12 protein-coding genes are annotated in these 11,595 nt (G+C 42.1%); 3 read left to right on the forward strand and 9 right to left on the reverse strand.

What is annotated here, in order from left to right:
- Positions 1-78 precede the first annotated feature (78 nt).
- The 3 genes from FTV29_RS03130 to FTV29_RS03140 form a co-directional block, all read right to left on the reverse strand.
- Positions 79-255, reverse strand: a complete 177-nt coding sequence (locus FTV29_RS03130) for a hypothetical protein (RefSeq protein WP_180075052.1) — start codon at positions 253-255, stop codon at positions 79-81.
- An 18-nt stretch (positions 256-273) separates the two neighbouring features.
- Positions 274-525, reverse strand: a complete 252-nt coding sequence (locus tag FTV29_RS03135; protein ID WP_005170200.1) for a hypothetical protein — start codon at positions 523-525, stop codon at positions 274-276.
- 187 nt (positions 526-712) lie between these two features.
- On the reverse strand, positions 713-1,336 hold the full coding sequence (locus FTV29_RS03140) for a cation transporter (RefSeq protein ID WP_180075053.1): 624 nt from the start codon (positions 1,334-1,336) through the stop codon (positions 713-715).
- An 85-nt stretch (positions 1,337-1,421) separates the two neighbouring features.
- On the opposite strand from FTV29_RS03140, the gene FTV29_RS03145 reads away from it, so the two are divergent.
- From FTV29_RS03145 to FTV29_RS03155, 3 genes are all read left to right on the forward strand, one after another.
- Entirely contained in the window at positions 1,422-1,832 is a 411-nt protein-coding gene (locus tag FTV29_RS03145; protein WP_180075054.1) for a Cd(II)/Pb(II)-responsive transcriptional regulator, read from the forward strand.
- Positions 1,833-1,963: 131 nt separating this feature from the next.
- Complete coding sequence (yegQ, locus tag FTV29_RS03150; RefSeq protein WP_180075055.1) at positions 1,964-3,373, forward strand: tRNA 5-hydroxyuridine modification protein YegQ; 1,410 nt, start codon at positions 1,964-1,966, stop codon at positions 3,371-3,373.
- Positions 3,374-3,375: 2 nt separating this feature from the next.
- On the forward strand, positions 3,376-3,630 hold the full coding sequence (locus FTV29_RS03155; protein WP_005097495.1) for a YfhL family 4Fe-4S dicluster ferredoxin: 255 nt from the start codon (positions 3,376-3,378) through the stop codon (positions 3,628-3,630).
- A gap of 264 nt (positions 3,631-3,894) precedes the next feature.
- On the opposite strand, the gene ahpF is transcribed toward FTV29_RS03155, so the two are convergent.
- The 6 genes from ahpF to glyA form a co-directional block, all read right to left on the reverse strand.
- The gene (ahpF, locus tag FTV29_RS03160) at positions 3,895-5,460 is read right to left on the reverse strand and encodes an alkyl hydroperoxide reductase subunit F (RefSeq protein ID WP_180075056.1); all 1,566 of its coding nucleotides are present in this window, start codon (positions 5,458-5,460) and stop codon (positions 3,895-3,897) included.
- A 207-nt stretch (positions 5,461-5,667) separates the two neighbouring features.
- Entirely contained in the window at positions 5,668-6,585 is a 918-nt protein-coding gene (locus FTV29_RS03165; RefSeq protein ID WP_180075057.1) for a hypothetical protein, read from the reverse strand.
- A 33-nt stretch (positions 6,586-6,618) separates the two neighbouring features.
- The gene (locus tag FTV29_RS03170; protein ID WP_074383320.1) at positions 6,619-7,752 is read right to left on the reverse strand and encodes a toxic anion resistance protein; all 1,134 of its coding nucleotides are present in this window, start codon (positions 7,750-7,752) and stop codon (positions 6,619-6,621) included.
- A gap of 16 nt (positions 7,753-7,768) precedes the next feature.
- On the reverse strand, positions 7,769-8,560 hold the full coding sequence (locus tag FTV29_RS03175; RefSeq protein ID WP_005097500.1) for a hypothetical protein: 792 nt from the start codon (positions 8,558-8,560) through the stop codon (positions 7,769-7,771).
- Between the two features lie 291 nt (positions 8,561-8,851).
- Positions 8,852-9,256 (reverse strand): nucleoside diphosphate kinase regulator, encoded by a 405-nt coding sequence (gene rnk, locus FTV29_RS03180; RefSeq protein ID WP_005097501.1) that lies wholly within the window; start codon positions 9,254-9,256, stop codon positions 8,852-8,854.
- 504 nt (positions 9,257-9,760) lie between these two features.
- Positions 9,761-11,011 (reverse strand): serine hydroxymethyltransferase, encoded by a 1,251-nt coding sequence (glyA, locus tag FTV29_RS03185; protein WP_005097502.1) that lies wholly within the window; start codon positions 11,009-11,011, stop codon positions 9,761-9,763.
- Positions 11,012-11,595 lie beyond the last annotated feature (584 nt).

Below are 11,595 nucleotides of genomic sequence, written 5' to 3' on the forward strand. Positions count from 1 at the left end.
AATCTGATTTTAGATGATCAGAATTAAAAAAACCGAAGCTTGAAGCTTCGGTTTTTTATTTGAATCGGCGTTAAAAAATTAACGATCACGACCTTCCTGATTGGCAGAACCTGAACAGCCTGCGCCACCACCAATGATAAAACCGCTTTCTGCCTTACATGAACCGATCATAAGGCCATGTGAGTCAAATGTAGTCACTGTCGATGCACAGCCTGTTAATACCAGTGCCAGTGCAATAAGTGCTGATAATTTCATGATATTCCCCTGTATTCTTTATGGCTTTAAATTAATCTGGTTTTGACTTGGCAGTGCTGGCAACAAACCCGTCTTGGCATCCATGCTATTGTAATTCACACCCATCGCATTACCTGAACCACCACAATGGGCACTTGCAGTTGAAAGCAGACCGCGTGTTGCTTTACATGATCCAATCACCTGACCGGTGGCATCATAAGTGATGACCATAGAGCTACAGCCCGTCATCAGCACCATGGCCGCAAGTGAAAGTAGTTTTATGAAGTTCATTGTCCCCCCTCAAAAACAATAAAAATTAAATGGTTAAGTTATATTGCTATTCTATAAATTTCGCGGATGATTCTTTCTAAAATTAGTGGATTTGTAAAGCTTTATTTTTCATCTATTTAAAATATACAGGCCATAAAAAAGCTGCCCGTTAAGCAGCTTTTTTAGGATTAAACTTAAATATTCAGAATCAGGCTGACTCATGTCCTAATGCCCGTTCTGCCAGTGCCTGCTTCACAATCTGATAACCCGCAGTTAAACCAAGACTCGCCATAATCATCGCCACTATTATATCTGGCCACAGACTGCCTGTACCAAAAACCCCGACTGCTGCCAGAATCACGGCAGCATTGCCAATGGCATCATTTCGGCTACACAGCCAGACTGACCGCATATTGGAATCACCTTCACGAAAGGCATAAAGAATGACTGCCGTAAATACATTTGCCAGCAATGCCAGCACACCAATCAAGCCCATGGTCAGTGCCTCTGGCGGAATGCCTTGCAGATAGGCATAAATGACTTTTCCCATGATCACCAGGCCAAATAAGGCCATGGTCATTCCCTTGAGTAAAGCGACTGTTGCGCGCCAGTACAGACTTGCACCGATGACCGCCAAAGAGACGCCATAATTGACGGCATCACCAAAGAAGTCCAAGGCATCTGCCCACAAAGCCGATGAATGTGCATAGGCCCCACCAATCAGTTCTACCACAAATAAAGTCAGGTTCACCACCAAGGCAATCCATAACGCCGTTCTAAACTTACTGTCAGGTTTGGATGGAGCAGGTTCATGACTACAGCTACAGGCCATGTTGATCTTCCATACTTTCGTGCAAAAAATGAGTTAAAATAATTAGAAACTATGGACTAACTCCAAGGTCAAGCAGGAGCGAGCAATGTCAGTGTATTTAATTTCAGAAATAGCCAAAAAGACTGCTTTAAGCACAGATAGCATTCGCTTTTATGAGAAGAAAGGCTTGATACAGCCGAATTTTCGAGCAAGTAATCGCTATCGTTATTATGGTGAAGAAGCCCTGAAAAGGCTGCTTTTTATCAAACGCTGTCGTGCTTTGGACATGTCCTTAAAAGAGATTGAAGCCCTGATTAAACTCGAACAGAATCCGCAGCAGGAATGCGGTGCAGTGAATCAGCTCATTGACCAGCATTTAGAGGATATCTCCAGAAAAATTAGGGAATTACAGCTATTCGAACAACAGCTGATTGCACTTCGCAAAAGTTGTAATGTCCCGACCACCATTGATCATTGCCAGATTTTAAAAATGCTCGAACAGACTGAAAATAATTGAATATTGAATAATTTTAGTGCTTCATTTCACTCAAAATAAAACATTCTTTTTATTCTAAATGGCTTATTTCCGAGTAATTTACTGGGTTGAATCCAAATTTTAGATGGTTAGAATAAAGCCGTACTTTTTATATGTCTTTCGATTCCATCATGAGCCTGACGACCGTTACTGAACTCCTCTCACCTGCCGGTTCACTGAAAAATATGCGCTATGCCTTCGCCTATGGTGCAGATGCAGTCTATGCAGGTCAGCCGCGTTATAGTTTGCGCGTTCGTAATAATGAATTTGATCATGACAATCTGGCGATTGGCATTCAAGAAGCCCATGAGCTAGGTAAAAAGTTCTATGTGGTCGTCAATATCCAGCCGCATAATTCCAAACTGAAAAATTTTATTCGTGATCTGGAACCTGTGGTGGCGATGCAGCCGGATGCGCTGATCATGTCTGATCCGGGCCTGATCATGATGGTGCGTGAACATTTTCCAGAAATGGATATTCATCTGTCTGTGCAAGCCAATGCAGTGAATTGGGCAACGGTAAAATTCTGGAAAAATATGGGACTCACGCGCGTGATTCTGTCACGTGAATTATCGATTGAAGAAATTGCTGAGATTAAACAGCAAGTACCGGATATGGAGATTGAGGTTTTCGTACATGGTGCGCTGTGCATGGCCTATTCCGGCCGTTGCATGCTGTCTGGTTACATGAATAAACGTGATGCCAATCAGGGTGCGTGTACCAATGCCTGCCGCTGGGAATACAAAGTTCTGGATGCGAAGGAAGATGAAATTGGTGATGTGATTCCGGTGAAAAATCTGGATTCAGGCTGCTGCTCTCAAGATGCCGACGAAGCACATATGCAAGCACAGCATCAATTTGATGAACCGATATTATTACAGCGTAATGATGAAGACATGTTTGCTGCCGAAGAAGATGAACATGGCACTTATTTCATGAATTCTAAAGACTTACGTGCGGTACAATATATCGAGCGTCTGATCAAGGTCGGGGTACATTCCTTGAAGATTGAAGGCCGGACCAAATCCTATTTTTACTGTGCCCGTACCGCACAAATCTATCGTAAGGCCATTGATGATGCGCTTGCGGGCCAACCATTTGACCCAGCATTGATGACGCAATTAGAAGGTCTGGCCAATCGTGGGTATACCGAAGGTTTCCTGCGCCGTCATGTGCACAGTGAATATCAAAATTATGAAAATGGCTCTTCAAGTTTTGACCATCAACAGTTCTGCGGTGAAGTCTTAGAACGTAACGGTAACTCCATCAAAATTGATGTAAAAAACCGTTTTGTCGTGGGTGATTCCTTAGAGCTGATGACGACTCAAGGCAATATCAGCTTTGTTTTAACCGAAATGAAAGACAAAAAAGGCAATCTGATTTCTGAGGCTAAAGGCTCAGGTCATATCGTCGAGATTCCGGTTCCAGCAGATGTAGATATGCAATATGCACTGCTCATCCGCAATCTGCCGACATCGACTATAGATATTTCGGCATCGTCACTGGCTTATCAGGGGAGTTAAACATGGCGCTGCTGATTACCGACAAATGCATCAATTGCGATATGTGTTTAGCAGAATGTCCAAATGATGCGATTTATGAGGGTGCGAAAGTCTATGAGATTGATGTGAACCGTTGTACGGAATGTGTCGGCTTTTATGAGCGCCAAACCTGTGTAGATGTATGCCCAATTGAGTGCATTGTGCCACATCCTGAGCATGTAGAGACGCAAGAGCAACTGTTAGAAAAATTTAAAGTCTTGAATTTGTTCCAGTCTTAAGTACTGATCAAACATTGGAATAAATATTGCATTGAATAAAGACAACCTTGGGGAAGGCTGAATAATAAGAGTCAGAACAAAAACAGTACAGAGGAAAGAAACAGCCAGAAGCAATTGGGGATGCTTCTGGCTGATCTAAAAAAGGAAGCAAATATAACAATAAAAAAAGGAACTCTGGTGTTAGCGTCCGGAGTTCCTATAAAAAGGTATAACAAAGATAATCGAGATCGAACACCAAGGTTTTGGGGAACCTTGGTGTTATTTTTACTGACCTGAACGGATGATGTAATCAAATGCAGACAGTGATGCTTTCGCGCCTTCACCTGTGGCAATGATGATCTGCTTATAAGGAACAGTAGTACAGTCACCCGCCGCAAATACACCTTTCACATTGGTCTCGTTACGCTCATTAATCAGGATCTCGCCACGATTTGAAAGTTCTACCGCTGTTGCTTTTAAGAAATCGGTATTCGGCAACAAACCAATCTGTACGAAGATAGCAGCCAATTCAACAGTGTGCTCTTCATCTGTTACACGGTCTTTGTATTTCAGTGCAGTCACTTGTGAACCGTCACCCACCACTTCAGTCGACAAGGCATTTTTAATCACCGTGGTGTTTGGCAAGCTTGTTAATTTGTCCTGAAGTACCTGATCCGCACGAAGCTTGCTATCAAACTCAACCAAAGTCACATGCTCTACAATCCCTGCAAGATCAATCGCAGCTTCTACACCTGAGTTACCCCCACCGATTACCGCAACACGTTTGCCTTTAAACAGAGGACCATCACAGTGTGGGCAGTAGGCCACACCACGGGTTTTGTATTCCTGTTCACCCGGAACGTTCATTTCTCTCCAGCGCGCACCTGTAGACAGAATCACGGTTTTTGATTCAAGTTTGGCACCATTCTCTAAAGTGACTTCAACCAAGCCATTTGCAGTCTCAGAAGCACCTTTGATGTTGGATACACGTTGCAGGTTCATGATGTCAACACCGTATTCACGTACATGTGCTTCCATTTCAGCAGCAAACTTAGGTCCTTGGGTTTTCTGAATCGAGGTAAAGTTCTCAATATCCATGGTGTCCATGACCTGACCGCCCATGCGTTCAGCCACGATTCCAGTTTTAATGCCTTTACGTGCAGCATAGATCGCAGAGGTATTCCCTGCAGGGCCACCACCAATCACCAGTACATCAAAGGCATCTTTGGCATTGAGCTTTTCAGCCTCTTTTGCTGCAGAGTTGGTGTCCAGTTTTGCCACGATTTCTTCCAAAGTCATACGACCCTGACCGATATGCTGGTTGTCCTGGAACACCATCGGCACCGCCATGATTTTGCGTTCTTCCACTTCATCCTGGAAGAAGGCACCATCAATCATGGTGGCTGTTGTGCCCGGGTTGTAAATTGCAATCAGGTTTAAGGCTTGAACCACATCCGGACAGTTATGGCAGCTGAGTGATACAAATACATCAAAATCAGATTTGATCCCTAAGCCTTTAATCGACTCTAAAACTTCAGCAGATACTTTCGGTGCATAACCAGAGCTTTGCAGTAAAGCCAGAATCAGTGAGGTGAATTCATGCCCCATTGGCAGACCTGCGAAGTAGACCCGTGGTTCTTCACCTGCTTTGGCAATACCGAAACTTGGTGCACGTTGGTTCTGACCATCAAAGCGTGCAGTGACTAAATCAGATAATGCAGCCACTTCTTCTACAAGTTCTTTGATTTTTGCAGATTTGTCGGAATCATTTAAAGTCGCAACCAGTTCAATCGGGCTTTCCAGACGTTCGAGTAGTGTTTTTAATTGGGCTGAAGTATTTTGGTCTAACATGGCTAACGTCTCCAAAGGAATAAATATTTATTTGATAAAGCGATATTAGTGCATAAATCAAAATAGGTAAAACGGTTTGTTTTTATATTATAAATCGTTTTTTTAGATCACTGGTTTGATAATTATTTTTGGTATTTCAGCTTTTAATTTTTATACTGTTTCATCAGCAGATAAAAAATGCTCCTAAACAGGAGCATTTCTAAAACATTAATTTATCCGTTGCTCGATACGCAAGGATCGGCCTTTGATTGAATTGGCCAAGAAGAACAGAACCAAACTCAGAAATGCCGATAAAATGGCCACTCCAATAATCACCAGATAAGTGATCTGACTCAACTGGTTTGCCTGTTGTACTTGCGTATTTACACTCTTGGCAACCGGTGTCATGGCTTGACCATAGATCTGTTGCTGCATAGTCCAAATTTGTTCCGGCTTAAAGCCATATTGCTCAAATTTTGAATCCTGCTTTTCTGCTTCTACCAGATTGAATACATAAGGTTTTGCAGCCGATAAATCTTGCGGTTTATGCAAAAGTGCTGTTTGTGCCAGTAAATAAGATTTTACCGGTGCGGCAATCTCTGAATCGGCGAGGTATCGTGCAATTTCACTGTCATTGATATTGCTATCGTAATACACTACCTGCTGATAAGCATCATGCCGGTCATTCCGTAAATCATGCTGCCAGTAAGTTAATCCCGACCAGATCACGATAAAGGCAATTAGCCAGGCGACAAATTTCAGCACAAAAGACTGAAAGCGCACATAAAAGAAACGCAGTTTCTTTAATAGGCCAATGATAAAAAATGCACCGATAAAAGAAGCAAAAATTTTAATAATCAGCCAGCCAAACCAGCTCAGCAAACTAAAAAAATAATCCGGACTATCACCAATGCTGGCCAGCGTGGCATCTACACTGACCGGTAAATGTAACTGCTGCACTTCGGTACTCAGGCCAAAAAAGCCATAGACCAGATCCTGCTGAAAAAACAGACCAATGATGGAGGCAATAAATACCGTAGAACTGGTGATACCTAATAACATCAAATTGCGTTGACGTTTCTTGAGCGCAACCACGCCTTGCTTGATCTCACCAGGAGACACCGCATATTCATCTAAGGGAGGCAATCTTTACTCCTTTTAGATCTTCAACCACAATGTTTAGTTGGGCTTTGATCCGCTCGTACTTGATTCAATCACCAAGTGATTCAGATTATCCTGTAAAGCCTTCAAACGCACGGTTGCTTCTGTGCGTTTTTGTACACCTTCTTTCTGAATCTGAATCACATCATTGACTGTTTTAATGAGGGTGTTTTGCACATGTTCAAGCGTTTCGATATCAATTACCGAGCGCTGATTGGCTTTTGCGGTATCGACAGAGTTCTGATGCAATAGATCTGCATTACGGCGCAGCAGTTCATTGGTGGCATCATCAATGGTATTGGCCAGCTGGACACTGTTCTTTTGTTCGCTCAGAGAAATGGCCAGACTGATCTGGTTTTTCCATGCCGGTAAAGTAATATTTTTAATGGCATAAAACTTGTCGACCAGCATCAGGTTGTTGGACTGAATAATCCGGATCATCGGCAAGGTTTGCATGGCAGATTGCTGTAAAACCTGCAAATCGCTGACCCGTTTTTCCAGATTATTGGCCAGATGGTTCAGATCATAAATTTTCTGTGTTGTGGTTTGATCTTGTGGCAAAGCGGTTAAAGCGGAGATTTCCTGCTGCAGCTCCTGCTCACGTAAACGGCCGGCTGCAATATGTACGCCTAACTGTTTATATTCATCCTGTACCCCGTCAAACATTTTATCCAGGGTATCTACACGCGCTTTCAAACCGGACTGCGAGGTTTCAATTTCTTTGACCAGCACATCGAGCTGCTCTTTGGTGGTATTGAAATGTGCATCAAAGTTACCTTTTGCACCTTTGAACTTGCTCAGGAGATTACCAAAAAAACCTGAACTTTTCTTTTGACTTAAAATGCTGCTGGTATTCAGTTGCTGGGCCACCTGCACCACCTGATTCAGTTTCTGCCCTGTCGCATCCAGATCTCTATTTTGGACCAGATTCAGTAATTCATCAGTATAGGTCGAGGTTTTGGTCGCAATATTTTTACCATACTCAGCCACGCTGTTATGACTCATATCCTGCAATTCTTTACGTGCTGCCAGTACTTCCTGAAAGTCAGCAGGTTGCAAGCCCAGTTCTTTCAGATCCATTTGCTGAAATTTTTGTTCGACCAGTTCATTCGAGCTTTCAACAGGTAAATTTACTAAATCAGACTTGGTCATGGTTCACCTTATATTGTTATGTTTTCGAGGGTTTCTCGAGGGATTTTTTTAACGTTTTAATCAGACTTTCACGGCTATTATCAAGTTTTTCCAGATCACTTGTCGAGTGCTTGCTCTGGCTTTGTTGGACATGATATTGCCAAGCCGGAATCAAGACCTGTTGCGCTTCTTTAAAGCGGTCTAATAAGCTAAAGGACAGCTGCTGTGAAAGCTGCATCTGGGTAATGGCAATGTCATTACTGCTTTGCAAGGTACGCAGTGTATTGATTTTCTTGGAAAGCCGCTCAGAAAAATTATCCAGTGGATGCTGGTTTTTGATGAACAGCGGATATTCTGATAAAAACTCGTCTGCCGCGACAATATGCTTGGCCATCTGCTCACGTAGACCCAAAAGCTGCTGAAAACGGGCCTGAGATTTCTGGATTTCAATCTGTAACTTACGACTTAGGTGATCTGCTTGATCGAGTAAACGGTCCAGTCGCTGATAATATTCAACCTGACTCGAACCATAATCCAGATCGATCCCAAGCCATTTTTGTAGTGCATTAAATTTACGTTTTTTCAGATATTTTTTAGATTCTGCCAAAGCCTGAATCAATTGCTCAATGGTCTGGCTCAGCTGTTGGGTCAAATGCGGATCGACCCCATTTAATAACACCGATTGTGCCTGAATCAGAGAATCCGCATAATGATTCAGTCCATATTGATGGCTCAGTACAGGCACAAGTTCATTACGTTTGATCGCCAGTATTTCTTCACGATCAAAAGACATGTCAGTCAAGGCGGGTAAAGCTTCAAATCGCGACATGACGAAGACTGTATCCTTTTAGAGAGATTAAATAAAAATCTTGAATATCCTCGAATGTAGCAAAAAAACAGACCACGTTGTGTATATTTATCCAGAAATTCGTTACATCACTTTAACTAAATCCATGTTTTATCTTTATTTTAATTATATTTTTTGCAATGAAAGCAAATGTGTTTGATAAATTTTGCTGTACTGCTAGCTTAGTCTGATGAAACTCTTGAACATCAATCATAAATCATAGATGAAAAAAGCCATATTACTATGGCTTTTGAGCATGCGTTCAAGACAATATCAGAGATAATCCCCGGTACTCTCTGGCTGATAAAGCACTTTTTCAATGGTCACTTTCATGGTGTGGCCATCTGGTTGTGGCCATTCAATGGTTTGACCTTCGGCTAAGCCCAGAATGGCTGCGCCTATCGGTGCAATCACATTCACCTGACCTTTATCACCTTTAAACTCATGTGGGTAAACCAGTGTGACTTCCACAGGCTCTGGAGACGGTGCAATAGTCAGTAACACACGCGAATGCATGGTGACAATATTACTTGCGATCTCCGCGGGGCCAACTATTTCAGCACGTGCCAGTTCATCTTCCAGACGGATCATGGTTTCGCTCAGCTTGGTCTGATGCTCAAGCATGGTTTCCAGACGATCTAAATCCTGCTGAGATAAAATAATAGTGGTTTTATTCATCCTGATTACCTTTGTTAGATACCTAAATAAAAAATTAATGAATCAACAGCCAACAGGAACACCAAATACAGGTTGTGCCCATATTTGAATGATTCCTATAAATACAATGTTCAAATTTAAAGAAAATGATCTCATTCACAGCGCTTATTGCACCAACACTTGAGCTCGTCTGAAATTTGCATAAAAATTTTCAGGTACTAAGCAGAATGTACAGGGTGGATCTAAAAAGCTGGCAATGAATAAATCAGTTCTTTTAAATATTTAAAAATGAGATTGGTCTATAAAAGACTTTAAGCCAGATTCAGAAAAACGCAATATGATTTTGTTGATGACTCATTTTCTTGTCCTATCAACATCAGCTATAAAATATTAAGCCTGAATCATGGTGCGATATAGATATAGTTCAACTCGAATTGCGCTAAACCAAATCCTGATTTTTGTCTCGTCATTTTAACAGCTATAAAAAAAGCTCCCGGTTGGGAGCTCCTTTCCGATTAAAACCGATTATGCATAAACTGGGAATTTAGCACATACAGTTTCAACCTTCGCTTTCACCGCGTTAATGACCGTTTCATCACCTTTCGCATCCAGAATGTCAGCAATCCAGCCTGCAAGGTCACGTACTTCAGCTTCACCGAAACCACGGGTTGTTACTGCAGGTGTGCCGATACGGATACCTGAAGTCACGAACGGAGAACGTGGATCGTTTGGTACAGAGTTTTTGTTCACAGTAATGTGCGCAGCACCTAACCAGGCATCCGCTTCTTTACCTGTGATATCTTGTTTGATTAACGACAACAAGAACAAGTGGTTCTCAGTACCGCCAGACACAATATCATAACCACGAGCGATTAGCACTTCAGCCATGGCTTTTGCATTCACCACAACTTGCTTTTGATATTCTTTGTATTCAGGCGCCATCGCTTCTTTAAAGCAGATCGCTTTCGCTGCAATCGCGTGAACCAAAGGACCACCTTGGTTACCCGGGAATACAGCAGACTGTAATTTTTTCTCGATTTCTTCGTTTGCTTTCGCAAGGATTAAACCAGAACGTGGACCACGAAGTGTTTTGTGAGTCGTTGTCGTTGTTACGTCAGCAATTTGCACTGGGCTTGGGTAAACGCCAGCAGCAACCAGACCTGCAACGTGCGCCATATCAACAAACAGGTAAGCACCCACTTTGTCCGCGATGTCACGGAAACGCTGCCAGTCTACGATTTGGCTGTATGCAGAGAAACCTGCAACGATCATACGTGGCTTGTGTTCCACCGCTAAACGTTCAACTTCTTCATAGTCGATTTCGCCAGTTTCTGGGTTTAAACCATATTGAATCGCGTTATATGTTTTACCAGAGAAGCTTACTTTTGCACCGTGAGTCAAGTGACCACCGTGAGCAAGGCTCATACCCAAAACTGTATCGCCAGGGTTAAGAAGCGCTAAGTAAACCGCTGAGTTTGCTTGTGAACCAGCATGTGGCTGAACGTTAGCATAATCAGCACCAAAGAGTTCTTTAGCACGGTCAATCGCCAATTGTTCGATCACGTCTACGTATTCGCAACCGCCATAGTAGCGTTTACCTGGGTAGCCTTCCGCATATTTGTTAGTGAGTTTTGAACCTTGAGCTTCCATGACTGCTGGTGAGCAGTAGTTTTCAGAAGCGATTAGCTCAATATGAGCTTCTTGACGAGCATCTTCATTCGAGATTGCTTGAGCTAATTCTGGATCAAATTCAGCAATAGAGATATTGGCAAACATTAGCGAGGTCCTATTGATTTAGGGCTTTTAAGCCGTGCTAAGATTGGCGCGTATTGTAGCATGAAGTTTTGCATTTTCGATCATGAACTTTCTGCAGTTTTTTATAAATATTGCTCTAGCCTTTAGAAATCATGACCAATTTAAGTAAAATCAAATTATTGAATTGGCGTTAAAGTTTTTAACTTTTAAAATTTTGAGCATTTTTTATTCCTTCACTATCTAGTCTTGTTTAAAATGTGAAAAGACTGGTTTTCTCGAGCGCTCCGCAAGCATTTTAAAATGAGATTCAAGCTAAGTTCTGCTTACCCTTTTTATCCCCTATAAACCTAGAGCAGCGACTTCGTGTTAATCCCTAGAACATTTCAGGTGTACCGCTAACTCTTTTCCTGCATGAGAGTTCTGAACCTTAACCTGCAGCAAGATTGGATTTATTGACAGCATTCTTTGCGCTAAAAAGTACGCCAATCTCAACTTTTTAAGTCATTGAAATGAGAAGGACATAACCTCACTTTAATTTCGACCAAGAAAATAAAATTACAGTTATGTCCATTGAAGAATTTATCATCTTTGTCTATTTAATTATA

It is taken from the genome of Acinetobacter sp. YH12254 (assembly GCF_013417415.1).
Classification (GTDB): domain Bacteria; phylum Pseudomonadota; class Gammaproteobacteria; order Pseudomonadales; family Moraxellaceae; genus Acinetobacter; species Acinetobacter pseudolwoffii.

Bases quoted from the DNA above. Each gene is read 5' to 3' on its own strand.
- FTV29_RS03130 (WP_180075052.1), bottom strand. From the start codon at position 255: ATGAAATTATCAGCACTTATTGCACTGGCACTGGTATTAACAGGCTGT.
- FTV29_RS03135 (WP_005170200.1), bottom strand. From the start codon at position 525: ATGAACTTCATAAAACTACTTTCACTTGCGGCCATGGTGCTGATGACG.
- FTV29_RS03140 (WP_180075053.1), bottom strand. From the start codon at position 1,336: ATGGCCTGTAGCTGTAGTCATGAACCTGCTCCATCCAAACCTGACAGT.
- FTV29_RS03145 (WP_180075054.1), top strand. From the start codon at position 1,422: ATGTCAGTGTATTTAATTTCAGAAATAGCCAAAAAGACTGCTTTAAGC.
- yegQ (WP_180075055.1), top strand. From the start codon at position 1,964: ATGTCTTTCGATTCCATCATGAGCCTGACGACCGTTACTGAACTCCTC.
- FTV29_RS03155 (WP_005097495.1), top strand. From the start codon at position 3,376: ATGGCGCTGCTGATTACCGACAAATGCATCAATTGCGATATGTGTTTA.
- ahpF (WP_180075056.1), bottom strand. From the start codon at position 5,460: ATGTTAGACCAAAATACTTCAGCCCAATTAAAAACACTACTCGAACGT.
- FTV29_RS03170 (WP_074383320.1), bottom strand. From the start codon at position 7,752: ATGACCAAGTCTGATTTAGTAAATTTACCTGTTGAAAGCTCGAATGAA.
- FTV29_RS03175 (WP_005097500.1), bottom strand. From the start codon at position 8,560: ATGTCGCGATTTGAAGCTTTACCCGCCTTGACTGACATGTCTTTTGAT.
- rnk (WP_005097501.1), bottom strand. From the start codon at position 9,256: ATGAATAAAACCACTATTATTTTATCTCAGCAGGATTTAGATCGTCTG.
- glyA (WP_005097502.1), bottom strand. From the start codon at position 11,011: ATGTTTGCCAATATCTCTATTGCTGAATTTGATCCAGAATTAGCTCAA.